This window comes from Mucilaginibacter sp. FW306-07-L (assembly GCF_058782065.1).
On the sequence record NZ_JBYSXI010000001.1, the window covers coordinates 920,331 to 946,552 of the forward strand.

The 26,222-nt window shown below is 44.6% G+C and carries 29 protein-coding genes and 1 pseudogene; 21 read left to right on the forward strand and 9 right to left on the reverse strand.

The window, feature by feature from the left end:
• Entirely contained in the window at positions 1–1,362 is a 1,362-nt protein-coding gene (locus AC3WJC_RS04165; RefSeq protein WP_492397810.1) for a RagB/SusD family nutrient uptake outer membrane protein, read from the forward strand.
• Positions 1,363–1,402: 40 nt separating this feature from the next.
• Here the strand turns inward: AC3WJC_RS04165 and AC3WJC_RS04170 are convergent, their stop codons facing one another.
• Positions 1,403–2,530 carry an alkene reductase gene (locus AC3WJC_RS04170; RefSeq protein WP_492397811.1) on the reverse strand — a complete coding sequence of 376 codons (1,128 nt, stop codon included), beginning with the start codon at positions 2,528–2,530 and terminating at the stop codon, positions 1,403–1,405.
• Between the two features lie 132 nt (positions 2,531–2,662).
• On the opposite strand from AC3WJC_RS04170, the gene AC3WJC_RS04175 reads away from it, so the two are divergent.
• On the forward strand, positions 2,663–3,085 hold the full coding sequence (locus tag AC3WJC_RS04175; RefSeq protein WP_492397812.1) for a winged helix-turn-helix transcriptional regulator: 423 nt from the start codon (positions 2,663–2,665) through the stop codon (positions 3,083–3,085).
• 72 nt (positions 3,086–3,157) lie between these two features.
• Here AC3WJC_RS04175 and AC3WJC_RS04180 read toward each other — a convergent pair whose 3' ends face one another.
• From AC3WJC_RS04180 to AC3WJC_RS04205, 6 genes are all read right to left on the reverse strand, one after another.
• Positions 3,158–3,922 (reverse strand): hypothetical protein, encoded by a 765-nt coding sequence (locus AC3WJC_RS04180; RefSeq protein WP_492397813.1) that lies wholly within the window; start codon positions 3,920–3,922, stop codon positions 3,158–3,160.
• 5 nt (positions 3,923–3,927) lie between these two features.
• Positions 3,928–4,335 (reverse strand): ABA4-like family protein, encoded by a 408-nt coding sequence (locus AC3WJC_RS04185; RefSeq protein ID WP_492397814.1) that lies wholly within the window; start codon positions 4,333–4,335, stop codon positions 3,928–3,930.
• A 102-nt stretch (positions 4,336–4,437) separates the two neighbouring features.
• The gene (locus AC3WJC_RS04190; protein WP_492397815.1) at positions 4,438–5,022 is read right to left on the reverse strand and encodes a Crp/Fnr family transcriptional regulator; all 585 of its coding nucleotides are present in this window, start codon (positions 5,020–5,022) and stop codon (positions 4,438–4,440) included.
• Positions 5,023–5,033: 11 nt separating this feature from the next.
• Positions 5,034–5,615 carry a Crp/Fnr family transcriptional regulator gene (locus AC3WJC_RS04195; RefSeq protein ID WP_492397816.1) on the reverse strand — a complete coding sequence of 194 codons (582 nt, stop codon included), beginning with the start codon at positions 5,613–5,615 and terminating at the stop codon, positions 5,034–5,036.
• 168 nt (positions 5,616–5,783) lie between these two features.
• Positions 5,784–7,013 (reverse strand): fumarylacetoacetate hydrolase family protein, encoded by a 1,230-nt coding sequence (locus AC3WJC_RS04200; protein ID WP_492397817.1) that lies wholly within the window; start codon positions 7,011–7,013, stop codon positions 5,784–5,786.
• A gap of 20 nt (positions 7,014–7,033) precedes the next feature.
• The gene (locus tag AC3WJC_RS04205; RefSeq protein WP_492397818.1) at positions 7,034–7,993 is read right to left on the reverse strand and encodes a DUF6268 family outer membrane beta-barrel protein; all 960 of its coding nucleotides are present in this window, start codon (positions 7,991–7,993) and stop codon (positions 7,034–7,036) included.
• A gap of 220 nt (positions 7,994–8,213) precedes the next feature.
• On the opposite strand from AC3WJC_RS04205, the gene AC3WJC_RS04210 reads away from it, so the two are divergent.
• Together AC3WJC_RS04210 and AC3WJC_RS04215 are read left to right on the forward strand one after the other, a co-directional pair.
• Positions 8,214–9,092: an SDR family NAD(P)-dependent oxidoreductase gene (locus tag AC3WJC_RS04210; protein ID WP_492397819.1), complete on the forward strand. Its 879-nt coding sequence runs from the start codon at positions 8,214–8,216 to the stop codon at positions 9,090–9,092.
• A gap of 59 nt (positions 9,093–9,151) precedes the next feature.
• The gene (locus AC3WJC_RS04215; protein ID WP_492397820.1) at positions 9,152–10,003 is read left to right on the forward strand and encodes a helix-turn-helix domain-containing protein; all 852 of its coding nucleotides are present in this window, start codon (positions 9,152–9,154) and stop codon (positions 10,001–10,003) included.
• Between the two features lie 101 nt (positions 10,004–10,104).
• Here the strand turns inward: AC3WJC_RS04215 and AC3WJC_RS04220 are convergent, their stop codons facing one another.
• Complete coding sequence (locus AC3WJC_RS04220; RefSeq protein WP_492397821.1) at positions 10,105–10,428, reverse strand: hypothetical protein; 324 nt, start codon at positions 10,426–10,428, stop codon at positions 10,105–10,107.
• A 255-nt stretch (positions 10,429–10,683) separates the two neighbouring features.
• Entirely contained in the window at positions 10,684–11,253 is a 570-nt protein-coding gene (locus AC3WJC_RS04225) for a Crp/Fnr family transcriptional regulator (protein ID WP_492397822.1), read from the reverse strand.
• Between the two features lie 180 nt (positions 11,254–11,433).
• On the opposite strand from AC3WJC_RS04225, the gene AC3WJC_RS04230 reads away from it, so the two are divergent.
• From AC3WJC_RS04230 to AC3WJC_RS04310, 17 genes and pseudogenes are all read left to right on the forward strand, one after another.
• Positions 11,434–12,303, forward strand: coding sequence for an RteC domain-containing protein (locus tag AC3WJC_RS04230; RefSeq protein ID WP_492397823.1), 870 nt, complete (start codon positions 11,434–11,436; stop codon positions 12,301–12,303).
• A gap of 141 nt (positions 12,304–12,444) precedes the next feature.
• Positions 12,445–12,963: a hypothetical protein gene (locus AC3WJC_RS04235; protein WP_492397824.1), complete on the forward strand. Its 519-nt coding sequence runs from the start codon at positions 12,445–12,447 to the stop codon at positions 12,961–12,963.
• Positions 12,964–12,998: 35 nt separating this feature from the next.
• On the forward strand, positions 12,999–13,337 hold the full coding sequence (locus AC3WJC_RS04240) for a DUF4134 domain-containing protein (protein WP_492397825.1): 339 nt from the start codon (positions 12,999–13,001) through the stop codon (positions 13,335–13,337).
• 11 nt (positions 13,338–13,348) lie between these two features.
• Positions 13,349–13,669 carry a DUF4133 domain-containing protein gene (locus AC3WJC_RS04245; RefSeq protein WP_492397826.1) on the forward strand — a complete coding sequence of 107 codons (321 nt, stop codon included), beginning with the start codon at positions 13,349–13,351 and terminating at the stop codon, positions 13,667–13,669.
• Positions 13,666–15,588, forward strand: coding sequence for a TraG family conjugative transposon ATPase (locus AC3WJC_RS04250; protein ID WP_492397827.1), 1,923 nt, complete (start codon positions 13,666–13,668; stop codon positions 15,586–15,588). Before AC3WJC_RS04245 ends, AC3WJC_RS04250 begins: the two co-directional genes overlap by 4 nt.
• 548 nt (positions 15,589–16,136) lie before the next feature.
• Positions 16,137–17,945, forward strand: a complete 1,809-nt coding sequence (locus AC3WJC_RS04255) for a reverse transcriptase/maturase family protein (protein WP_492397828.1) — start codon at positions 16,137–16,139, stop codon at positions 17,943–17,945.
• Between the two features lie 116 nt (positions 17,946–18,061).
• Positions 18,062–18,649 (forward strand): annotated as a pseudogene (locus AC3WJC_RS04260) (TraG family conjugative transposon ATPase); the annotation flags it as partial.
• A 14-nt stretch (positions 18,650–18,663) separates the two neighbouring features.
• Positions 18,664–19,032 carry a hypothetical protein gene (locus AC3WJC_RS04265; protein WP_492397829.1) on the forward strand — a complete coding sequence of 123 codons (369 nt, stop codon included), beginning with the start codon at positions 18,664–18,666 and terminating at the stop codon, positions 19,030–19,032.
• 52 nt (positions 19,033–19,084) lie between these two features.
• Positions 19,085–19,768 (forward strand): conjugal transfer protein TraI, encoded by a 684-nt coding sequence (locus AC3WJC_RS04270; RefSeq protein WP_492397830.1) that lies wholly within the window; start codon positions 19,085–19,087, stop codon positions 19,766–19,768.
• Positions 19,755–20,447: a hypothetical protein gene (locus AC3WJC_RS04275; RefSeq protein ID WP_492397831.1), complete on the forward strand. Its 693-nt coding sequence runs from the start codon at positions 19,755–19,757 to the stop codon at positions 20,445–20,447. Before AC3WJC_RS04270 ends, AC3WJC_RS04275 begins: the two co-directional genes overlap by 14 nt.
• A gap of 37 nt (positions 20,448–20,484) precedes the next feature.
• Entirely contained in the window at positions 20,485–21,105 is a 621-nt protein-coding gene (locus AC3WJC_RS04280; RefSeq protein WP_492398986.1) for a TerB family tellurite resistance protein, read from the forward strand.
• 10 nt (positions 21,106–21,115) lie between these two features.
• On the forward strand, positions 21,116–22,318 hold the full coding sequence (traJ, locus tag AC3WJC_RS04285) for a conjugative transposon protein TraJ (RefSeq protein ID WP_492397832.1): 1,203 nt from the start codon (positions 21,116–21,118) through the stop codon (positions 22,316–22,318).
• Between the two features lie 26 nt (positions 22,319–22,344).
• On the forward strand, positions 22,345–22,962 hold the full coding sequence (gene traK, locus AC3WJC_RS04290; RefSeq protein ID WP_492397833.1) for a conjugative transposon protein TraK: 618 nt from the start codon (positions 22,345–22,347) through the stop codon (positions 22,960–22,962).
• 2 nt (positions 22,963–22,964) lie between these two features.
• Positions 22,965–23,294: a hypothetical protein gene (locus AC3WJC_RS04295; RefSeq protein WP_492397834.1), complete on the forward strand. Its 330-nt coding sequence runs from the start codon at positions 22,965–22,967 to the stop codon at positions 23,292–23,294.
• Positions 23,295–23,297: 3 nt separating this feature from the next.
• Positions 23,298–24,530, forward strand: coding sequence for a conjugative transposon protein TraM (traM, locus tag AC3WJC_RS04300; protein ID WP_492397835.1), 1,233 nt, complete (start codon positions 23,298–23,300; stop codon positions 24,528–24,530).
• Positions 24,531–24,541: 11 nt separating this feature from the next.
• Positions 24,542–25,360 (forward strand): DUF4138 domain-containing protein, encoded by an 819-nt coding sequence (locus AC3WJC_RS04305; protein ID WP_492397836.1) that lies wholly within the window; start codon positions 24,542–24,544, stop codon positions 25,358–25,360.
• A gap of 37 nt (positions 25,361–25,397) precedes the next feature.
• On the forward strand, positions 25,398–26,168 hold the full coding sequence (locus AC3WJC_RS04310; RefSeq protein ID WP_492397837.1) for a hypothetical protein: 771 nt from the start codon (positions 25,398–25,400) through the stop codon (positions 26,166–26,168).
• Positions 26,169–26,222 lie beyond the last annotated feature (54 nt).

Here is a 26,222-nt window from a genome sequence, read left to right on the forward strand (position 1 = left end):
ATGAAAAGAATAAACTTAATTGCGATGGTGGCCGGTATGATGCTGATCACCCTAACCGGTTGTGAAAAATACCTCGATGAGAAATCAGACAAAAAATTGGTCGTTCCTAAGACTTTGGCTGACCTGCAATCTATATTGGACGCTTATAGCAAGATGTCCTTCAGCGATCCGGGTGAAGGTGAGGTCAGCAGTACAGATTACTATTTGTTAGATGCAAATTATAGTGCCTTAAGCCAGGAGGGTTATCGACGTCAGTATACCTGGCAAAAGGATAACTTATTCGAAGCGCAATCCAATTCCTGGAACAATGGCTATACGGCGATTTACGCGGCAAATTCAGTATTGGAAAATATCGACCACATCGAACGAAGTGTTGCCAATCAGGTCACTTATGACGACATCAAGGGACAGGCCTATTTTTTCCGAGCAAAGAATCTCTTCAACATGGCTGCAATATGGACCTTGGCCTACGATCCGTCAACAGCAGCCACCGATCTTGGTTTACCGCTCCGGCTGAATACTAATTTCAATGAAACGTCAGTAAGATCAACCAATGAGCAGACCTATCAGCAAATCATCAGTGATCTCAAAAGTGCTGTCACGCTATTGCCGGTATCAACCATAAGTCCATTAAGGCCTTCAAAGGCCGCTGCGTATGGGATGCTGGCCCGTGCTTTTTTGTACATGCGCAGTTATACTGAAGCTGGCTTATATGCCGATTCCTGTTTGCGGCAGTATGACAAGCTCATAGATTATAACACGCTAAATACCGCTGCGGCGTATCCGCTTGCCCAGTTCAATGCAGAGACCGTTTATTTTAGCACCATTGCGACTCCGGCACCCATCAATCCAAGCCGGGCAAAAACAGACCCTCATTTGTACGCTTTGTATGAAGACAATGATCTGCGCAAGACCGTATTTTTCCGGCGAAATACAGATGGAACTTATGCCTTCAAGGGAAACTATACAGGCCAGTTAGCGCCTTTCGGCGGAATATCCACTAACGAAATGTTGCTGATCCGTGCAGAATGTTCATTGAGGAATGGTAAGATCGCCGAAGGGATGCGCGATTTAAACACTTTACTCGGTAAGCGCTGGAAAACAGGTACCTATGTGCCATATAACGAGACGTCCGCAACAGTTGCATTACAACGCGTCCTCCTGGAACGAAGGAAAGAATTATTGAACAGGGGTTTGCGATGGATGGATATTAAGAGACTGAACAAGGAAGGTGCCGGAATCACACTGACCCGAACCGTTCTCGGTGTGACCTACACCTTGCCACCCAATGACCTTCGTTACGCTTTACCGATACCGGAAGATGTGATCGCACTATCAAACATGACTCAAAATCCAAGGTAAAAAAATACCCCGGCCGATTGGTCGGGGTACCCCTGTTTTACTAATATGTTCGAGACTCTTCATTAAGAACTTTTGGATAATCGGTATAACCTTTTTCTTCTCCGCTGTAAAAAGTATCCGGATCAACCTCAGCCAAAGGCAGCAGATTTGAAAAGCGTTCTACCAGATCAGGATTGGCAATAAATAACTTACCAAACGACACCAAATCGGCTTTTCCTTCATTCACTATAGCATTGGCAGATTGCTGTGTAAAGCCCAGGTTTGCCATTAATACACCTTTGTAGTGATGCCTGAAGTGGTTGAAATAGTCATTTTGAAGTACCTCCACCGGTGTGCCCGTCAAATCCTCCGCAGGGCCTACAATATGTAAAAAAGCCAGGTTGTAATCATTTAGTTCTTTTAAGATGTACTGAAATAACGGGATGGTCTCTTCATCAGGAGTTACAATACCTACATGCGAGTACATTACCGGTGTAAAACGGATAGATACACGGGTGCTGTCCCAAACTTCCATAATTGCATTTAGAATGTCAAAAATTATACGAGACCGGTTCTCTATACTACCGCCGTATTCATCGGTACGTTGATTGGTAGCCAGGCTTAAGAACTGCGGGATCAACATGCCTGCCTGTGCATGAACTTCAACACCATCAAATCCCGCGTCCTTTGCATTTTGAGCGGCTTGCTTGTAATCCTGTATGGTTTGTTTGATTTCGGTAATGGTCAATTCCCGCGGAGTAAGTGAAGCTTTAAATCCTTCGGGAGTGAACGATTGCGTTAGCGGGTTAATGGCGGACGGACCAGCGGGTAACTCGCCATTCAAATGATCGGGGTGAGATGCCGAACCGATATGGCCAAGTTGTAAAAAAATTAAACCGTTATTTTCATGCACCGCTTTAGTAACCATTTTCCACCCCTCAACCTGTTCTGCTGTGTAAATGCCGGGCACATTTATAAACCCGATAGCTTTGGGGCTCACCCAAGTGCCTTCGCTTAAAATTAATCCTGCTGATGCACGTTGCGCATAATATTGTGCCATTAAAGGCGTAGGTATTAAGCCGCTGTTGGTGGCACGTCCACGGGTCATTGACGCCATCACTACCCGGTTCTTCAATTTAAGATCACCTAACTGATATCCCTCTAACAGAGGCTGTGTTGATTTATCCATTGCTTTTTTTAAGCAAACCTCGGATATACGTGGCTGCATAACAATATGGGAGAGTTTAATGGCATAGGGACAAAATTATCCCCTATGTATAAATGATGCACAATGCCTATTTTTGAATTAGGAGAACGAGATATGTACGAAAGAAAAATCCCCCTGACCATTGATTGTGGTTTACACCTGACCAAAGAAGTGCTGAACGGAAAATGGAAGCCTGCGCTGCTTAATGCTATATCAATGGGAGTGAAGCGCCCCAGTGAAATGCTTCGTTTATTGCCGGTTGCCACACGCCGGGTATTGAACGTACAGTTGAAAGAGTTAGAGGAACATGGTATGGTAGAAAAAACCATCTATCCACAATTACCGCCAAAGGTAGAATATACGCTTACCGAGATCGGTTGGTCGATAATGCCTATCATTGATGCTATGAACCAATGGGGTGACGCAAATCGCGGTTTTTTAGAAACAGTAATAGCTCAGGACCCAAAAACGCCGCAGGTATCAAAAACTACTTGCCAGGCCTATAGACAGATGTATTCAGAACGTGAAACCGGTTAAGAGACTCACAGAAGTAATTCTCGGGAATAATTAAGGCTTAATGGAACATCATGGAAGTTTCTCTAAAACCCGCTATATTAACGGCCGTCCTAAAAAAGCATTAACCAGCAGCAGCATAACAACGATGAAATAACCCGACGAAAAGATTATCGCTGGCCGTGCACTTTTAAACCGCGTTAATAAAACAAACAGCGGTAAAATTTGAAGGGCATGCAATCCCACAAAATGGGCTATACGCAAATCGCCGGCAATGCGGCTCCAATTCAGTAGGGGAAGCCCGCGGCTGCCATCGGCAGCGCCTACGGTGTGCGCCATTTTTGCTGCCATTATGCCGCCCTCCAGCGCAAAAAAGCACGACATGATAATGCCTAACCTTATTGCCCATAACATTGCCGAGGTAACCTGTAGAGCCTTTACCTTAAAGAATTTGATTCCGATATATAGCGCAAAGAGGGTTTGTGAAACGATAACGACACCCATCAAATTAAACAAAAGAAGGTTATACGCACTGGAGTGATTGTAATGTGACAACTGCCCCCTGGCGGCTTGTGTAGCGATTGCCAACATCTCAAAGGTCATGGCAAACGCCGTAAATCGGACAAAGCGCTTTTTTAACCGTTCAAATGGAAAATATTGTAAAAGCAAAGGCCAGCTTAAACAATAGATGGCTATAGATATGGCAAATTTGACCGGCTTTACCCATACGTTCACGCCCAGCAACTGCCGCTGATCTATTTGTGAAATGATGATCAGCACAATAAACAGCAGGAGGTGCGCCACGCCACAATAATATAAAACAGGGCTACTGACCTTTATGCGGTTAAATAATGTTCTCATAATTGTTATTTAATTTTTTTGATAATCTGATAGATCAGAAAGCCGCATGGCCCGAACATGAATGTTAATATCAGGCAGGGAATGATCAGCCAGTGTGCAATGTTTTTTTCCTGTGAGGATTTGACTATAGCAAAGCCGATGAGCAGATCAAATGCCAGGTAATGTATCCAACCGGCCAGCAACAGGCGGTCATCGGCAAAGAGGGTACGCACTTGCTGTAAAGAGTTATACCCGCCGCCTGGCGTGTTAAAAAAGCCAACGATGTAAATGCAGTAGATAACCGACAACAATATAGGCACTACAGGATACCTGATCAACCATTGTGTTAACCTCCATTTAGGAAGAATGATCAATATAACCCATTGCAATGCAGCTATTGTACTTGCCAGCGAAAAGAGTTGTGATGTGCCCATATAGATATCTTGAGGGCGCGTTAAAATGCGCACTACAAAACTGCACGTATCAAGGCTATGAAAAAATGTGGCTGGGTTAAAAAAAATCTGAATTTTGTTAACCTATGTTAACCTGGTCTTAGCTACATCGGCGCGTATACGGCTCAGGCTTTGGGGTTGTATGCCCAGGTAGGATGCGATCAGGTGTTGAGGCAATCTTTCAAAGATTTGCGGCTGGCTGGTTAGCAGCGCCATATACCGCTCTTTAGCGGTTTGAAGCATGAGGTTACTTTTGCTTTTAGCCGTAGCTAAGAAAAGCTGTTCGGCCATAATACGACCAAATCTTTCAAACCGCTGGCTATGCTGGTACAAGGCCTGCATGTCCGGATAGCTTAGCGTATAAAGCTCGCAATCTTCAAGTGCTTCAATCAGGCAGCCCGAAGGGGTTTGCAGTAAGAAACTTTCATAATCGCCCAGCCATTCGCCTTCGAAGGCAAATCCAATGGTATGATCGCTTTTTGCACCTCTTGAAAAATACCGGAGGCCGCCTTTGTGTACCAGTACCATCTTTTTACATACCTGGCCTTCTTTTAAATACAATTCATGCTTTTTTAGGTGCATAGGTTTAAGTTTTTGCATAAACAAAAAAAGCTCCTCATCGGCGAAGTCAACCAGTTTGCGTAATGATTGTGTAATTACCTCGTACATACTTAATTTCGTTATACTTTCTTCCTGATCCTGCTTAAATGCTCCGGTGTTACGCCTAAATAAGAGGCAATGTAATACTGTGGCACTTGCTGAACGATTTGCGGATACGCGGCAGCAAAATCACGATACTGTTCTTCATGTGTAGTGGCAATGATCTTCTTGCGTTTGGCTTCCACGCCGCAAAACACGCGTTCTATGATCAACCTGCCGAAGCGCTCCCAAACTTTATACCTGTCGAAGAGTGAATTGATACCGTCTTTTTTCAGGATCAGCAAGTCGACGTCGGTTAGCGCCTCCAGGTATTGCATAGTAGGCGTTTGCATAATGAAGCTTTGGTAATCGGTTATAAACTGGTTCTCTGAAACGAAATCAACGGTAGTTTCCTTGCCGTTTTGAAACGAATATTCCCTGATAACGCCGGAATTGATAAAGGCGATAAAGTTGCAGGTTTGAGCTTCTTCCAAGAGCAGCTCTTTCTTTTTTAGTTTTTTGGCTTTTACGATATCCGCGAAAGCGGCCCATTCTTCCGCATTTGGGTGAACGATCTGTTTGATAAAGGCTTCTATTTTTTTCAGATGTTGAGGATCGTTCATGTGAGATGATGGTCTTTTTGTTGAACGGTAAAATTTGTTCCATTCAACATCGCTGCAATATACAAATTGAATGAAGCAAGTCGTTAAAACATCAAAACGGGCCGGTAGCAACAATTGCTGACCGCCCCGTCTATTCAGATACCGGTTGCTTAATTAGTATGTTCTGAACTAATTTCTTATACTTGTTTTGATCGTTCCTAAAAAGTTGATGGACGTTTCGATGTGATCGCCGGGTTTAAGATAGCGTGGATTGGATAGTTCCTTTTTTAAATACTGCTGCAAAATATAAGGGTGCATTTTATTACTAAAAAAGCCACCGGTAAAAATGTATTTGGTGACGGCACCAATAATGAACCCAGTGGTTGGCGCATTAAATACCACACCCGAGGGTGTGCCGGTGATGATGATACTGTTGGCTGGAATGCAGTCACCATTAAATAGTTTTACCATTTTATCCTGATAATAGCTTTTTCGCTCACCTTTAACTGACAGAGATCGCTCAATGATCTTGTTGATGTTCCACACCATGTCTTTCGCATACCCGCTCTGGCGAATATGGCCATTGACTGAAAGCGTCAGATGTAGTTCCTTTACAAACGTCCGCCAGTTTCTGGGTATAACCATATAAGGGCCGGTTGGCAGAAATCCTTTTTTGCTTTTCGCATCCGGAAAGCCCTTACCGCCCGTTACATTCTTACTATCCATTTTGCGCATGAGTGTCGCCCGGTCGGTAAAATCATTCACCACCACGAAGCCGATTCTGCTGTGGTTAAGATCAGTTGCAGCGCATACAGCTGAAGGAAAAACTATGCCCAGTTCCACCTCGTGGTCCAGCAGCCAGCCCTTTGTATACTTTAGTTGATGGATAGCCGGATCGGTCTCTACGATCTTTGGGAACATGAAAGGCCTGACCTGCCCGGTTTCTTTACCATGCTCCGCATAATTGATACCAATAGCCAAATGCGTCTCACCGGCAACGCTGGGCAACAGATCATGATATTTAACGACCGTGGTTGCTGAACCTGAACGAACGATCTTTACCACATCGTCAAATGCCAGACCGCTGATCACTTCAAAAACATTTTGGTCGTATCGCTTTAACGCTATGCTTAGGTCAATACCTGAAACCTGTTCTCCATTGTCGCTTAATACAGCGAGGGTGTGTATCTGCCCGTCTTTACTAAACCTGCTTAACGTAAGGGCGTCTTCAGGCCTTTTAAGTGTTGGTGTTTTTTTTTCGCTGCTATCTGCAAGTAACTTCATACGGTTATTACTGCTAATAGGCAGTTTGCCGAAGTTCAAGATATTCCAGGGAGATAAGACAACTGCGTAGATGGGATAAATATTTAATATAGTCAGGAAGCATCCAGCCACCAGGCCAATAGTTATTCTGGTCATGATCATAATGATATGGTTGGTTACTTTTTACCCGGGAATATGCGATAACTCAGGCCGATCTTAAATGCTAATCCGGTAGACACTTCCGGGTTGATCGGGTCTTTTCGGTCGCCCAGCTCGTAAAAATCTATAAATCCTTTGGCCTTATCTGTTTTATTGTAGATCTCCATGTTGCGGATCAGCGTGTAGGCAGCCGTGGCCCTCACGGCCCATTTAGGTGAAATATAGCGTTCAATGAAAAGGCCCGGATTGACTGTATTGTATTCAAAATAACGATCCTGGTTATTTAACAGGTAAGTTGCGTTTTGCACAAAAAGGTTGAAGCCGGCATTCACTTTTTCATTTACCCCATAGCTTGCTGTAAGGCTGTGCGGTACGTCGCCGAATATCTGCCATTTTTCGTTTACCCTCCAGTCCATACCCACCAGGACCACGTATTGCGGGCCGTAGAACTGCCTGCGGTAACCTAACACCGCCCTCCAACTGATATTGTCATTTGCTTTCCAGCTTCCGCGAACGATCGCGCCGAACTTGATGTCGGAGCTTTTTACATCTTTATAGTCGCTGTTCATGGTTGGTGTAAGCAGGGCGGTGAGATTAAAGGCCTTGCTGACCATAGTGCTGTAGCCGAAAGTGGGCGAGATACTGTACACGCGTTTCACATCGAAGTCGGGGTGAATTCCCGAAAAATTGAAGGCTTCCAGATTACCGCCTACAATCAAGTACTTAGACTTATTAGCCGCCAGGAATATGGGTATCGATGTGCCGATCTTGAGGTTGTTACCCGTAAACTTCTGGTCACCGTTCGGCGTTTCAATTTTCATGGGCATGTGCTCGTAACTGATGGTAACGCCTTCTACATAACCCTGGCCAAAGCTTAACGCCGGCGCCAGGAGTATAAACGCTACGGTTATTGCTGAATAATAAATTTGCCTGATATGCAGGCATGTAGATGTGAGGTTTTGAATGCTGAGTTTCATGTGTTGTGATGTTGCTTGTTGTCATCCTTATTGGACTGCAACAAAACTATCTTGCCGGTTACCAGAACTCATTGATGTTTATCAATAACTCCAATGGAGCATCGGCTGCCAGAATAGATGACCTGTGAAAGCCTTTTAAACAAAGTAAAATAGGACGTTTGAACAAAGTTTGATAAGCGAAGGGCAATTACTTTTGTGTTCTGATTTAAATCCAACAGCAATGGACGAACTAAAAAATGTATTGATCACCGGCGCGGCCGGTGGTTTTGGAACAGTGATGATTGAGGCTTTACTTGAAGAAGGTTATACCGTGACCGGTACATTACGTGACGCAGCGGGCAGGAATAAGCAAGTTGCGGACAAGTTGAAGCAGGATGGTGTATTCGTCGTGGAGATCGATGTTACAGATGACGACAGCGTGATAGAAGGAGTCGGCAGGGCCGCAGCAGAGATGGGCAGCATTGATATTCTGATCAATAATGCCGGGATCGGAACTGTCGGCATCCAGGAATCGTTTACTGCTGACGACTGGAAAAAAGTATTTGATGTCAATGTGTTCGGTGTACAGCGCATGACCCGTGCCGTTCTTCCCTTTATGAAGAAACAGCAGCAAGGTTTATTACTTTTGATTTCAAGTCTGAGCGCTAGGCTTGCCGTACCATTTCCGGGCCCTTATTGTCCGTCAAAGTGGGCGGCCGAGGCATTGGCAGAAAGCTATCGCACAGAAGTGTCGAATCTCGGAATCGAAAGTTGTATCATTGAACCGGGGGCTTTTCCTACGCAATTCATCGGTTCTTTACTTCAACCGAGTGATCCGGATCGTACGCTGGACTATGGCCCCATCAAAGATCTCCCTGCGGCTATGTTGGCATCCATTGATGAGGTATTTGCTTCAAACCCTGACCAAAATCCAAAGATGGTCTCGAATGCTTTAATCAAATTACTAAGGCTGCCGCACGGTTCCCGTCCTGTCCGCACCGAGGTCGATGCCATGTTCATGGGAGAGCTGGTTGGCCCGTTGAACCGACAATTGGATGCGGCAAATGAAAAATTGTACCAGGCATTTCAAATGACCCATTTAACGAAAGTGAAAAGTTAACAGGGCATTAAGCCGGTATTCGCCCGCCATTTTACATTTTCTGTTAGTACTTTTAATTCATGGAGAAGAAGCTTTTAGATCCTGCGGCTGAAGTGGTGATGACCTGCCTGGAAGAAAAGTATCTAAAGAACGAGGTCATGCTCCAACACCATTGTTTCGTTCGGATACTTTCCGGGGAAGTTAAAATCGTGTTAGCGGATAGAAGTGAGGTTTATGGCCCCGGAGATACCATCCTTTTCCCCAGGCGCGAACTGTCAACTGTCATTCAATACCCTAAGCATGGCCAGCCTTATAAGTGCGTCCTGGTCATATTAAAAACTGATCGATTAAAAGATTATTACTCCCGCAATCCTGTTATCAAAAACACCAAACATCGATCTGGGATCAATGCTTACAAAGAACATCCATTGCTGGATAGTTACTTTACGTCGCTGCATCCTTATTTCGATGCACAGAATTCAATCACGGACGCGCTTATAGCGCTTAAGATTGATGAGGCGCTCACCATTCTAAGGACGATAGATAGTAATATCGATACCTATTTAGCGGATTTTTCTGAACCTGGCAAGATCGATCTGGCTGATTTTATGGAACGCAATTTTAAGTTCAACATGTCTCTGGAAAGATTCAGCTTTCTCACAGGACGAAGCCTGACCACTTTTAAGCGGGATTTCAGGAATATTTATGGCGTCACTCCACAACGGTGGCTCACAGAAAAACGACTAAAATTTGCTTACTACCTGCTGACTGACGGTAATCAGAAACCAGCAGCCGTTTACCGGGAGGCCGGCTTCGAGAACTTGTCTCATTTCTCATATGCATTTAAAAAAATGTTTGGCTGTGCTCCGCAATTTATTGGAACGGGGAAAAAATTTAATTCTTCAGCGAAAACGAAGCATGTTACGCAGTAATCTTAAACGATTGACGGTTAATAATGTGGCCGATCTATTAGGCTCATCTTAAAGCTTTTTGGTAAAATTCCCCTGACCAACCGGCCAGGGGAATCCTATGATTATTCGGCACGTTTTGAATCGGCATACGTGTCACGGATAGCGGCGTCGCTTTTTCCGTTTAAAAAGGTTTGCAAGGTCGCTTGATCAGGGGCATCAGCAACGGTCATCTGACATGGCAGATCAACGCCGGAACCGCAACCCAATTGCGGATCAGTTTGTGACCAGTGAGCGGACTGGTCTGCTTCATTAATGTTGTCACCTGTGAAATACCATACGGTATTGGCTTTGGCGGTTGGTTTGATGGCAGCTTTTTTTTGCAGGGTAAAAGCACTGGCCACAAAGACCATTACAGCGAGAACTACAGGGAAAATGAACTTTTTCATGGTATAGGTGCATTTTAGATCAAAATGCATAAAACTTTAAGTAAATGAATTGAACTGCCTCTTTTTACGCAGGTGTTCGGCGATCACCTGTGCGCGTGCAGATCCTTGATCTTTCGGCGCTGTTGCTTCTCCTCTTTGTGGACCTCCTTTCTTATAACTTTCGGGTAGATCGAAGTTAAGTCAGGTGGTGCCCTGCTGAAGGTGATCTCGATCACGAGTTCAACCGGCGGCGATCACCAGTTTCAATGAAATAGATCAATGATCTTTGGAGATCAGCCTGCTCAGGTTCTCCCGCGTCATGTTGAGGTAGTTGGCGATCAGTCTTAAGGGGATCCGTCCGAAAAGCCATGCCTGTTCCCGCCTAAGCATCTGGTAGCGTACTTCTGCGGGTCGTGTAAGTGCCTGCATACGGGCACGCTCGGCACGTTCTCTTTGATACATGAAGACCTCCTTCAAAACTTGCGTCTCCCTGAAGCTGTTTAAGTCATCAGTGATTTGCTGGTACGTCAATGCAAATAACACGGATGCTTCAAGGGTTTCCGTATAATGATGCACCGGTAGTTTTTGGAATCCTTCATAGGAAAAAACGACGTCTCCTTCCCGATAGAATCCTGTCGTATGCTCACGACCATTATCATCAAAATAATAGCGCCGGAGTAAACCTTCCGAAACAAACCAGACACGCTGTTCGATCTGCCCTGCGGCCTGTATAACCTGGTGGGTCAGGTAACGCTCTGAGGTTGCACAAGCCAGCACAGCCGTGCGGAATGCGGGACTAAGTTCCGTATATCCGTCCAGGAGGTCGATGAGTGTGGCGGCTGTCATTTACAGGTCAGGTGCTGCTTTTGCAAAGAAATGCATATGTTTTTTAGCAACTGGTGACACCGTTTATGAATTTAATATTTACTAAAAATTAAATTATTTCCTGATGTCACCACTTCGATGATTTTTGAGCAATACCTTAATGATAAATTTTTGCTTATTACTTACTTACTTCACCTGAACATGAAAATATTTGCTGAACGGATCTATGCCGCAATGGATAATCAACTCAATGAGGTCATCTTGAATGGCGGCTCCCAAACGGACCAACTGAAGGAATCGATCAAGATATGCAAAAAGGCCATGGCCAAGTTAAAGAGCTACATTTCATCGTATGCTTTTGAAAGCAGGGAAGAGGAGATAGAATTCTTCAAAGAGATCAAGCCACGGTTCTACAGCAAGTACATTTACTTCATCAACGTATATAATTTTCTGACCCATCTGCCGCTTGGTGGTGATACGGTGGTTAGAGAATATATTCAACAGCAATTGGCCGATCTCAAACGTTTTTTTGATCACAACCATTCTTTCTTTCAATACTATCGCGCCGGTGACGACAGCATGGATGAGCGCTATTTTACGCGCGGTGGCTTTGACGTGTATGTTGAACTTGAAGATTTCGAGGAAGATGAACTGTATTCAACTTCACATGACTATAAACTTTCCAAGATCATGGCCAATGAAAAATTTCAGGATTATCTGAACTTGGAATTACTCAGGTTGGACAATGGAGGAAACATACAGCCGGAAATTGCTGCTGATACAGAACTAACCTGGACGTTCACCAAAACAGACCTGATCGAGCTGATCTACGCGCTGGTCGCCTTAGGGGTATTCAACCATGGAAGCGCCGAGATCAAAACGGTGGTTAGGGTTTTCGAAACGGTGTTCCATGCCGACCTGCGCCATTACTATCATAAATACACGGATATCACCCGTAGAAAGAAGGATCGCACTGCGTTTTTGGATAAACTCAGGCTGGCTTTGCTGAGAAAGATCGATATGAAGTTGGATGAGGACGGAGATATTCAGCAATCCTTGAAATTCGGGTGATTTATAATTCACTAATTATTAGTTAGTTATAAATAAATAATACCTACCTCGTACATGAGGTGTGAAAAAAGATTTTCAGATAGCCCAACCTTTGTTTCAGAGATCGCTGCATGGTGCGGATGATCTTTAAATCAAAGCGTTATGTTGTCATCCATTTCCTGGCAGCAATATTTTGCAGCCATCGCCCTGACCGGCATCATCTATTACAGCTATGTGCTCCTTCGCTACTATCAACGCGAGATCACTCAGTTGTTTACCACCAAAAGAACAACTATAGGAAATTTGCCAAATGTTCCTGTTACACCATTCCAGGTAATGGGACTTGCACGGCAAGACCCCAATATTACGATAAGTGATGAACAGGATCTGCAATTCGCCGATGAAGAACCGGACTCCGAAAACATGGTTGGGGAACCTTCAACAGATCCGGTTACAGACAGCCCGTCACCACAACAGCGCCTTATTGAAGAAACAGCCCAGTTGATCACGGCTTTCTCGACCGTCGATGACAAAGCGGAGTTTATCTCCTTGCTGAAGATATTGGTAAGTGGCTATGGTGCGCATGACCGGGAGATCGACTTGAATTTGTTAAAAGTTCAGATGATCGAAAGATCCCGGTCGCTGCCTTTTCAGCTCGCTGCTGATGACCTGCCTTTTTAAATCATCCTATTTATTAATCCATAATATCAAACATCATGAAAAATTTAAAAGTAAAGCGTAACGCTAAAATTGAACGCTGGTGGAAAAGTATCATTGCGGTTTTCATCATGACGCTGGTCAGCTATACGCTGTATGCGCAAGATGGTAATGCAGGGATACAGGAGGCGACAACGCAGGTCAAAAGTTACTTTTCTACCGGTACGACATTAATGTATGCCATAGGCGCACTAGTTGGACTGGTTGGTGCTATCAAGGTCTATAAAAAATGGAACGACGGTGAACATGATACCGGCAAAGTAGCTTCCAGTTGGTTTGGCAGCTGCATCTTTCTGGTCGTTGTAGCTACGGTGCTTAAATCATTCTTTGGGGTTTAAAGGATCAGATCATGGCACTCTATCAGATCAATAAGGGTATAAATAAACCCATTGAATTTAAAGGGCTAAAGGCGCAGTATATCGGGTATCTTGCCGCAGGTCTCGTCATACTACTGATCGCATTTGCGGTAATGTACCTTCTAAGTGTACCCGTTACCTTATGCCTGGTCATAACCGGGGCGCTTGGCAGTTTACTTTTTTATCAGGTCTTCAGGCTAAGTCATAAATATGGCGAGCATGGACTCATGAAGCGTTCGGCCAGGCGTTACCTGCCCCGGTATTTGAAGTTCAATTCCAGAAAGATTTTCTTAAACTTAAAACGAGCGACATGAGAACATACACAAAAGCGGAACAGGTATTTCCGATCTATCAGGTCGAGCATAACTGTATGCTTTCAGCACAGGGCGATCTCACAATCGGGTTCGAGGTCACGCTGCCGGAAATATTCAGTCTTTCCAATGACGAATATCATAGCTTTCATGAGGCCTGGATCAAAGCGTTGAAATTGCTGCCGAAAAATTCCGTCTTTCACAAACAGGATTGGTTCATCGGTGACCGGTACAGTGCAGACTTTAATGCGGAGGGCGCTTCTTCGGTCAAAACATTTTTGTCCCATTCCAGCGAAAAGCATTTTCATGAGCGACCATATTTGCACCATCATTGCCATGTCTTCCTGACCAAGAAGCCGGAAAGATTTAAAGTGTATTCCAGCGCAGTCAGCACGTTGATGCGTAAGCGCATAGTGCCTGTACAAACCACATCTGAGGAACTTTTTATTGATTTTTCAGATCATTGCGGGCAATTTGTGAAGGTATTGGAAGATAGCGGTCTGATCAAGTTGCGACGCTTGACTGATGACGACCTTGCCGGTACTTCAAAGACAGCCGGTGTACTGGAGCAATATTGCTTCCTGCTCAACAAGAAGAGCAGAACCACACTGAAAGATATTCATATCGAGAAAGAGATCAGGATCGGTGATGATCATTGCCAGTTGTTCACCTTGAGTGATGCCGAAGACCTGCCACCGCTATGCGGTCCGAGGATCACCTATGATCGGTATAGCACGGACAAAACCAAATTCAGTACAGGCTTTGCTTCACCGATCGGCACCCTCTTAAGATGTGACCACGTCTATAACCAGTACATCTTCATTGAGGATAGTGTACAAACGTTAAAAAAACTCGAAGCCAAAAAGCTGCGCTTACAATCTTTATCCGCTTACTCACGGGAAAATGCCATCGGAAGGGATGCTACCCACGATTTTTTGAATGAAGCGATCAGCCAGCAGCGCCTTCCCGTCAAAGCACATTTTAACGTAATGGCCTGGGCGGATGATCCGGCCAAACTGAAGGAGATCAAAAACAGGGTAAGTTCAGCTTTAGCGCAGATGGATGCTCAACCCAAACAGGAAACTGACGGGGCGGCACAGATCTGGTGGTCCGGCCTGCCGGGCAATGAGGCGACCTTTCCCATGAATGATTCCTTCGATACCTTTGTGGAACAGGCGACCTGCTTTCTAAACCTGGAAACTAATTACCGTTCCAGCATCAGCGCCTGCGGCGTTCGGTTAGGTGATCGCTTGTCCGGCAAGCCGGTTCATGTGGACATCAGTGATGAACCGATGGAAAAAGGGATCACTACCAACCGGAACAAATTTATATTAGGGCCGTCCGGCAGCGGCAAATCGTTCTTTACCAACCATTTGTTAAGAAGCTACTTTGAACAGGGGGCACACGTTGTATTAGTGGATGTTGGTCACAGTTACCAGGGTTTATGCGAATTCGTGGGCGGTTATTATTTTACCTACTCAGAAGAGAACCCGATCAGTTTTAATCCATTTTATATAGCCCAGGGCGACTATCTGGATACAGAGAAAAAGGAAAGTATAAAAGCAATGATCCTGGCGCTTTGGAAGAAGGAAGATGAAGGTGTTCAGCGGTCGGAATATATCGCCATCTCGGACGCTTTATTTAATTATTACGAGAAGCTTAAAGCCCACCCAGATGTCTTTCCATGCTTCGACAGCTTCTATGAATTCCTTGCCGGAGACTTCTATGAAACGATGAGGCAATCTAAAGTAAAGGATGAGCGTTTTGATATTGATAATATGTTGTTTGTATTAAAGCCATATTACAAAGGCGGTGAGTATGCTTACCTATTGAATGCAAAGGAAAATCTTGACCTTTTGCAACGCCGCTTCATTGTCTTCGAACTGGACAATATCAAGGGTGCGCACGTAATGGCTGCGTAATAAATATACCCATGGCAGGGTATTAGGCCAGTGTTCAAGAGGCCTATCATCCGTCGGCTTATCCGTGAGGGAAACCAAATATCGGGGAGTGTAGCATGCCGACAACATCTATAAGTCAACCAGTTATCAGGTTGCGACTGAATAGCGGATGAGAAAACAGATATAAGGATAAAATCCATACTGATTGAATGATAACCCAAGCGGCTCCCGGCTGTATCTGTGACGTAAGATAACTAAACTCGTCATACTGTGATACTCTCTTTCCATTCCTTGAGGAGGGAGAGCAAGAACAAATCACAGCGCAATTGCAATATGCAATAAAGGGTGGACATCATATCCGACAATCTGTTGCGCCATAGTTATTACGCAACTAAACGTGGATTACCTAAGTCGAAATGCCACTGGCGTGGCTATAAAGCGCAGGCTTTTGAATATTCGATATGGTAACGGAGCTTCCGTAGTAGTCCGAGCAAGGGAAAGCCTTGTACATGGCGAAGGGAAGCAGCTAATATTTATTAATACCTATTTAGGAAAATGTGAGAGACATTATGAGAAATCCAGAAAAAGTATTAATCAGTCTAACAGAGCATAGCAAACTTTCAGATTATAAGTTTGAAAGGCTCTACCGTATCCTTTTCAATGAGGAGATGTATTATGTGGCTTATCAAAATATTAATGCCAAGCCAGGTAATATGACTAAAGGCACAGATAGTCAGACTATCGACGAAATGAGCCTTGACCGAATCGAAAAGCTAATTGACGCTATCAGAAATGAAAGCTATCAACCCCGTCCCTCAAGGAGGACTTATATACCGAAGAAAAACGGTAAAAAGCGCCCTTTAGGAATACCAGCATTCGATGATAAGTTGGTGCAGGAGGTAATCAGGATGATACTTGAAGCTATTTATGAGGGAAGCTTTGAGCATTCTTCTCATGGTTTCAGGCCTCAAAGAAGTTGCCACACTGCGTTAATGCAAATCACCAAATCTTTCAACGGAGCCAAATGGTTCATTGAGGGCGACATTAAAGGTTTCTTTGACAACATCAACCATGATGTTCTAATAGGAATTCTGCAAGAACGCATCTCCGATGAACGTTTTATCAGGCTCATCAGGAAGTTTCTGAATGCTGGTTATATTGAAGATTGGGTGTATCACAAGACGTACAGCGGAACGCCTCAAGGTGGTATCGTTAGTCCATTACTGGCTAACATTTACCTTGACAGGTTGGACAAGTACGTTAAAGAATACATCAAACACTTCGATTTGGGTGAAGGGCGTACCCCGAACAGGGAACGCAGTCAATTGGAATACGATAAGCGAATTGCTACGCAAATGCTTAAAGCCGAAGATGATGCTAACGATAGGAAAGTGATAGGTAGGCGCATTAAGGAAATTGATAGAAAAAGAGCATTGATACCAAGTTGCGACGAGATGGATAGCGACTACAGAAGGCTCAAATATGTGAGGTACGCAGATGACTTTTTAATTGGAATAATCGGTAGTTTGGACGATTGTAAGCAAATCAAACAGGATATTTCAAACTTCCTGAATGAGAAGTTACAGCTTACTTTATCAGACGAAAAAACACTGATTACCCATAGTGAGAAGCCTGCAAGGTTCCTTTCATTTGATATTACTGTACGCAAATCCAACTTGTCAAAAAGGAATGTTGAAGGCAAAATAAGACGAGCATACCACAAAAAAGTGGTTCTCAAAATACCGCCTGATACGATTAAACAGAAGTTGCTCGACTACGAAGTGTTAGAAATAAAACTGCACAACGGGAAAGAACAATGGAAACCAAAACATCGGAAAGGATTGATATTCAACGATGACCTGGAAATCCTTAGCAAGTACAATGCGGAACTGATTGGGTTCTATAACTACTATTCAATTGCACTCAACGCCGGAACTGTTAATAACTTCAGTTACATTATGGAATACAGTATGTACAAAACCTTTGCAGGTAAGTACCGGACGACTGTACCCAACATCTGTAGAAAGTACAAGAAAGATGGTGTGTTCACCGTAAGTTATACAAATACTAAACGGCAACAACGTTTTCGCACATTCTACAATGACGGCTTTAAGCGGAAAATCGAAGCCAAAGATGCCTTCTTTGACAAGCTTCCCAACTATTATCACGCAAAAATGAGAACAAGCCTGATTGACAGGCTCAAAGCTCGCAATTGCGAATTATGCGGGGAGACGAATGAATTGGAAATGCACCATGTCAGAAAACTGAAAGACATCGCAAAGGGCAAAGACCCTTGGGAAGTCCACATGATTGCAAGGAAAAGGAAAACGATGGCTGTATGCCATACTTGCCACATGAAGATACATCACGGTAAATAGACTGCGGATATTAGTGGAGAGCCGTATACGCTGAGAGGTGTACGTACGGTTCGGAGGCGAGTGCTGGGAAACCTAAGATAGTAATATCAAAAGGCGCCCGGTGCTTAGCCCTACATCATCCTATTCTTTTTCCGGTAGTTACACTCATCATCATGGAAACCTTTGTTTCGAAAATGCGCAAGCTTAGCAAAGCAACCAGGAAAATGATATTGATCGAGGAAGCCTGGAAAGCAATTGCCCGTGAGGGAATGGCTGAATACATTAAGTATTTATTTAAGACTGTCCGTAAATACTTTGGCGAGGCTTTGGTGGTGACCCAGGACATTGAAGATATTATCAGTTCTCCTGTGGTCAAGCAGGCGATCATTAATAATAGCGACTGTAAGATATTGTTGGACCAGCGCAAGTATCAGAATGACTTTCCCAAGATACAGCAACTGTTGGGCATCACGGATAAAGAAACGGCACTTATCATGAGTATGAACAGGAATAATGATGAGCGGTATAAGTACAAAGAGGTCTTCATCAGTTTGAATGGCCAGCTATCGAAAGTCTACCGGACGGAGGTTAGCCGTGAAGAGTATTGGACCTATACAACTGAATCTGCTGAAAAAGCAAAGGTTCAGGAATATGCAAAAAAATATGGCAGCATCCAGCGCGGTATTGCTGCAATAGTTCAGGAAGAAATTGAAAAAGCGGCATAATAAAAACTAACAATATGAAAGCATCGACCATTGTTATTTTTGTAATCACCATTTTATATGGTTGCTCTCAATCTGAAAAAGACATTGATCCTTCTGGCGTTTACGTGACCCAATTTAAAAACGAATATTCGGTTACTGACGATACTTTGATAGTCAAGAAGATCAATTCCGGCGGTAAAACCTATAAGATTGAAAGAAGAACCGGGTTTAACAAGATTAGAAACGGCGAAACGAATCCTAGAGAATACAAAGTTGCCTTATGGAATGCGACTTTGGACATTGCCAATAAATCACTAAAAGAAACAGAGTTTGGAAAGCAGATTTTTATTGCTCCAAACAACATTCTGAAAATTGGAAATTCTGCATACCATAAGGTAAAATAAATCAATTTTCAATATCATTTTGAGTTCGATTTTAATCCGAAAGGGGCTTGCTATGAAAAAATTTAAGTTGATTCATGCCATTACGATGACACTACTTTTGTTGTTATCATCGGTGCCAAAGACTCATGCACAGTTTGCGATCGCTGAGGTGATCAAGTTGACCGTCAAAAAGGTGATCAAGGCCATTGACCTCAAAGTGCAGCGGATGCAAAACAAGACCATTTGGTTGCAGAACGCCCAGAAAGTGTTAGAAAATGAATTGTCTAAGTTCAAGCTGACAGAGATATCCGGGTGGACGGAGGAACAGAAACAGCTCTATAGTGGCTACTACACAGAACTATGGAAGATCAAGTCTACTATTGCCTATTACCAGCGCATCAAAGATGTAACGCTGAGACAAGCGGCGCTGGTAGGCCAGTACAAGCGGGCTTGGGGACTTTTTCGCAAAGACACTCATTTCAAACCGGAAGAGATCAAATATATGCAAAGGGTTTACAGCGGTATTCTTGATGCGAGCGTCAGAAACCTTGATCAGATCTTGCTTGTCATCAACAGCTTCAAAACTCAAATGACGGATGCGGAACGATTGGAACTGATCAATCATGCCAGCGATCAGCTCGATACTAATTATAATGACTTGCAGCAGTTCAACGATCAAAATATAAGGATCAGCCTGCAGCGCAGTAAGGACCTGGCTGACACCCGCTCAATCAAATTGCTTTATGGAATTAAATGATCAGATCAAACGCCGTGCTGATGATATCGGCAGGCGAAGTAAGGTGCTATTGGCCTACGCGTTTCTGACCGCGGTGTCATCGATGCTGTTTATACAAGTTCAGGCACAAACTTTTGCAGAGTGGTTCTCCCAAAAGAAAACGCAGAAAAAATACCTGCTTCAACAAATTGCAGCCTTGCAGGTCTATTCCGGGTATCTCAGGCAGGGATATAAGATCGCGAACGGTGGCCTCGGCTATATCGGCGAATCATTACAAAATGAGTTCAGTTTGCATAGGTCATTCTACGATCAACTGAAGCATGTCAATACGGTGGTTAAAAGTGATCCAAAGGTCAAGGAGATCCTGGTCTGGCAGGAAGATATATTGAAACAACTGCATAGGTTGGATAAAGCGGATTTCCTTTCTGCTGATGAAGAAAATTATGTAGGAAAAGTTAAGTCCGCGCTTATGGCTGATTGTGATGAACAGATAACCGCTTTGCAGATATTGTTAAGCAATGGCAAGCTACAGATGAATGATCAGGAAAGGATAAGCAGATTAAATATGATCCATCTGGCTATGCAAAGCAATTACCGGTTCGCTGCCGATTTTACCGGAAAAGTTCAGATCTACGGTGTACACAAAAAACAGGAGACCAATAGTGTGCGTAACGGCAGATCGCTGTTTGGCATACGATAATTAAATGGTTATGAAAACAAGTATTAAAGTGATCGGAATGATGCTCATGGTAATATGGGCTGCCGTAGGCCCCCGAGCTGCCTGTGCGCAGAGTCAGGAATTGCAGCAATTATTACTGAATATTGAAAAGCTTACCCAGCTTAAAAGCATTCTATCAGATATGAAGACCGGCTATCAGATCTATCAAAAAGGCTATAACACCATTTCTTCGTTGTCACAGGGTAACTTCAGTTTGCATGATGTTTACCTCAATGGCCTCCTTCAGGTCAGTCCGGCAGTAAGAAATTATGGAAGGGTCGCCGAGATCATTTCACAACAAGCGAGTTTACTCGGTGAGTATAAGAGATCATTTGCCCGGTTTAAACAAAGCGGTTCTTTCTCCGGTGCGGAACTGGATTACATGGGCAAGGTTTACGGGCAGTTGGTGAAACAAAGCCTGGATAACGTCAATGAATTGACCACCGTGCTAACCGCATCCAAACTTCGCATGTCCGATGATGAGCGGATCAAAGCCATTGGTAGAATATATCTGAGTTCAACAGACAAACTTCAATTTCTGCGCTATTTTAATCGGAATGGCATCATGCTCAGTCTGCAACGCTCAAAGGAAAAAGGTGATGCGATAACCTTGAAAAAACTTTACGGGATAACCCATTAACACAAGTATTATGAAAAAGACAGCTTTATTGACCGCAGTATTTGCGGTATCGGGAATGCTATTGCCCTTATTTTCCCGTGCAGCAGGCTTGGCAGACAACATCGAAGGGCTGCAAGGTACACTCAACAACGTGTATAATGATATGCTTCCGATGTGCAGCAGCCTGATTGGCGTTGGTCGGGCTATCGCAGGTTTTGGAGCCTTATGGTATATTGGAAGCCGGGTCTGGCGGCAGATCGCCGCAGCAGAACCTATCGATTTTTATCCGCTGATGCGTCCATTCGGACTTGGGCTGGCCATCCTGTTGTTTCCGACGGTCATCGCCGTGGTCAATGGGATCATGCAGCCGACCGTCAATGCTACTGGCGGTATGGTGCAGAACTCCGATGCAGCGATCGCAGCTTTACTCAAAGCAAAACAGGAAGCCATAGAAAAAACAGATACCTGGCAGATGTACGTCGGCCCTGACGGTGACGGTGACCGGGATAAATGGTACAAATACACGCATCCTGAAGATATTGACGGAAGTGGTGAAGGCGTGTTTGCAAGCGTCGGTAACGACATGAAGTTCGCAATGGCCAAAGCATCCTATAATTTCCGTAATACGGTGAAGCAATGGATGAGTGAGGTCTTGCAGGTACTGTATCAGGCAGCGGCATTGTGCATTAATACCATACGCACTTTCTACCTGATTATACTGGCCATTTTAGGACCCATCGTTTTTGGGCTGGCGGTATTTGATGGCTTTCAAAGCACGCTTACCGTATGGCTGGCCAAATACATCAACGTGTTTCTCTGGCTGCCGGTGGCCAATATTTTTGGTGCCATCATCGGCAAGGTGCAGGAGAATATGCTGAAGCTTGATATTTCCCAGGTGCACAATGCCGGTGATACATTCTTCAGCTCGACCGACACCGCATACCTTATCTTCCTCATCATTGGGATCATCGGCTATTTTACCGTGCCCAGTGTAGCCAATTACATCGTTAATGCAGGCGGTGGTAACGGTCTTTTGCAAAAAGTAAACGCCATGGTCATCAGCAGCTCCAATACGGTGGTTTCAGCGGGCTCACAGACCGGTGAACGGGTAATGAACGGTGCGGTCAACCTGAGCCATGCACCCGCAGATTTTATGAGCGGCTGGAACAGCGTGGGGAAGGATAAACCTTCCTCATCATCGGATCAACAGGCAGCACGCATCAGCGGGAACTGATAATCATTCACTAAAAAATTAACGCCATGTTCACACAACTCAAAAATATAGAGACCGCCTTCAGGCACGTCAGGTTGTTTACATTCCTGCTCATTGGAGCCTGTACGATCATATCCTGCTTTGCACTTTACAAAAGTTATCAGGCGTCAGATACCGCTTCCAGGCATATCTACATTCTGGCGAATGGCAAAGCACTGGAGGCATTTGCTGCTGACCGCAAGGACAATATACCGGTCGAGGCCCGTGATCATATTCAAATGTTCCATCATTATTTTTTCACCCTTGACCCGGATGAAAAGGTGATCAATGCGAACATCGGCAAGGCACTGTATCTGGCTGATGAAAGTGCGAAAAATCAATATAATGACCTGAAGGAAAAAAGCTATTATAACAACATTATTTCGGGCAATATCAGTCAGGAGGTGGTGATCGACAGTATTAAACTGGACATCGATCAGTATCCCTATTACTTCAAATGCTTCGCTACGCAGAAACTGATCCGCGCGACCTCAACCCTCAACCGCAGTCTGGTCACCCAGGGTTATCTGCGTAATGTCACAAGATCTGATAATAATCCGCATGGATTTCTTATCCAGCACTGGGAAACGATCGCTAACCAGGATACCCTCATTCAACATCAATGATCATGAAAGCAGTCAACCAACACGATGATCGAACTGCCCTCCGTGACCGTCTGGCAGGACACATCGCCCAACGTATCATCAGGTATCAGGTAAAGCTATCTGATCTCTGCGCCAAAAAGTTCAATAACTACAGCGTGCGCAAGAAGAAGGTCCTGTTCATCATGCTCCTGTCGTTCGCAGCAGTAGCCTTGGTCACAGGAATATTCACCGACCTGTACACCATACCCTCGTTAAAGCAGGGCTACAAACCTGCGACGCACATTGGCAGAGCCTCGGACATCAGATCGGACGGACACGCCGCATTAACAGATTCATTAACAAATAATCATTAGATCATGGAAGCAACTATCAAACATGGCGTTACGCCTGCACACGCTCCGGAGTTTCTGAAAGAGCGAAAATTTTTAATGATGATACCGGTATTGATCCTGCCTTTTCTGACCATGGCTTTCTGGGCTTTGGGCGGAGGCAGGAACGACCATAATTCCGGAACTGAACAGGCCACTGTCAAAGGGTTGAACACCGAACTGCCACAAGCGAAATTCAACAAAGCAGCTGAACAGGATAAAATGGGTGTTTACCAAGCCTCACCCAAGGGACCAGATACGGCAGGACCCGATAACGTCAGCAACGGGTTTATCAGTTCCATGGGATTTGGTGGGCATCCTGCTACCGAGAACGCGGTGCCCCAGCATTCCTTGTCCGGGCAAACTGATGCTGTCACCAGCGATGAAGCAAGGATACAGGCCAAACTGGCCCAGATCAACACACAACTGGAACGATCATCTGCGCCTGTCTCTGCTTCAGCAGCCGGTTATAGTTCTGGTTCAGGTGCTGAGGTGAAACGACTGCAAATGATGATGTCTGCCATGAATAGCGGCGGTAGTGAAGATCCGGAAATGGAGCAGCTCAGTCATATGTTGCAACAGATCAACGACATTCAAAACCCGGACAACGCAGATCATACAGCAAGGGCCAGATCATTAAAAAATAAAGGACGTGTCTTTGCGGTGACCCGCATGATGGACGATGATGAGGACGACGAAGATGTTCCAGTAAGATTTACCGCTAACCAAGCTACTGATCAGGAAAGCGGCGAGGGAAATGCGATACAGGCGGTGGTTCATGAGGATCAAACACTGGTCAGCGGTGCAGTGGCCAAGCTGCGACTGGTCGATGGCATTTACGTCAAAGGCAAAATGATCCCTAAAGGCAGCTTTATTTATGGCACCTGCACCCTGAACAATGAACGCCTTGACATTCGGATCGCCAGCATCCGTTATCTCAATAATATTATGCCGGTATCACTCATAGTCTATGATCTCGATGGCTTGCAGGGTTTGTACGTACCCGGTTCCATCAGCAGGGATGCCGCCAAAAGTGGCGTGAGCAATGCTGTTAGTTCAATGCAGGTCATGAGTATGGATCAGTCCCTGGGTGCACAGGCTGCCGGTGCTGGGATCGAAGCGGCAAAAGGTTTATTCGGTAAAAAGGTCAAACAGATCAAAGTAAAGGTCAAAGCAGGCTATGAAGTGCTATTGAAAGATGCTAATGACCGTGAAAATTAAAAGAGTATTATATGAGAACTTTCATTATCATGATCTTTCTTGCCTGGGCAGGAAAGTTATCACACGCACAAGATACTGCTTACATCAGCAAAGATAGAACAACAGCCTTGTTCTTCCCCTCAGCGGTCAGGCTGATCAGCAGCAACAGTAATGCTATCGCCATAAAGTACAAAGGCAACGGTGTACTGACCGTTAAAGCAACTACCTCAGAATTGGGTAAACGATCTATTGAGGTGGAGGAAACGAATACGGGTACAAAACACCGTATCCCAGTTGCTTACTCTTATGGTAGAGCGGGACGACGGATCACCATCAGCAATAGCCCGCAAGGCGCTTTGAATATCAACCGTAACGGCAAGACTGAGCAGTTGATCGCCAGGCAGTTGGCTGCAGGCGAACGAAAGAACGTCGCTACGAAAGAACGATCCGGGGGAATAAAGGGCTGGATCAATAACCTGTCGCTCGCCGGTGACCGGCTGTATCTGCGATTAGATCTTCGTAATCGTTCGAACCTGCCTTATAGCATTGATTTTGTCCGGTTCTATATCCGCGACAGAAAAACGGTAGACCGCATGGCAACCCATGAGCAGGAGATCGTTCCGCGCTATGCCACGCTCCCCGAACAGCCAATGGTGGTCAAAGGCAAAGAGGTGGTAAAGGTCTTTGCTTTCAAACGCTTCTCACTTGCTGATGACCAGGCACTTTTCGTGGAGGTTTATGAACGTTCGGGTAACCGCCATCTTTATTTACAGGTCCGTCAGAGCGCCCTGGATGAAGTCAGCATTATTCCTGTACCACAACAACAGGCACTTGCACTGGCCACTAATTAGTAACTCACCAATTTTTTTATTTATAAATAATTCAGTTATGAACACGCAAAATGCAGAATTTTTAAAGAAAAGCCTTTTGAATTTAGGCTTTGGCGAAAAAGTAAACGCCGAGTTGGACAAGGCCATTGAAGCCAAAACACCCGAGTTTAAGTTAAGTGCTGCGCATGAGTTCAATCAAAAGAATGTAGATTATACGCTTCATTTTAAAGCTGGTAACGAGCAGGACATGTACTTTTTCAATAAGTTTGATGCCAGCATCCGCAATGCAGATGACCCTGCTAAGGACAATAAGCAGACCTTTTATATCAATAAAGGACATGGGGTCACCGCTAAAGAGGCTTTTAATCTCATGGAAGGAAGGGCCGTTCACAAGCAATTGACCAACCTGGAAAATCAAAAATATCAGGCTTGGCTCACGTTGGATGATAAGAACCTTACCGAAAACGGTAACAAAAAGATCAAGCATTATCATGAGAATTACGGCTTTGATCTGGATAAGGTGATCACGGGTAAGGGCATCAAGGAAATGGAAGATCCAAAAGCTAAGGAAGAGTTGTGCCGTTCACTTAAAAAGGGTAATGCGCAACAGATCACCGTAGGCAATGGTGATGGCGAAAAGAAGTACTTCATTTCAGCCAACCCACAATTTAAGACCGTCGATCTCTACGATCATCAGATGAAAAAGATCAAACGGGAAGAGCTGTTGGGCCAGGGTCAGAGCGTTTCAAAAAGCCTGCAAAAAACTTCGCAGTCCCAGGAGGAACTGCCGCAAAAAAAGCAGTCGCGTAAATCCAAAATGAGTGTATAACACCATCAAGCAACAGGCCTAAAGCCTGTTGCTTTTTATAGCAAATAGTCAAAA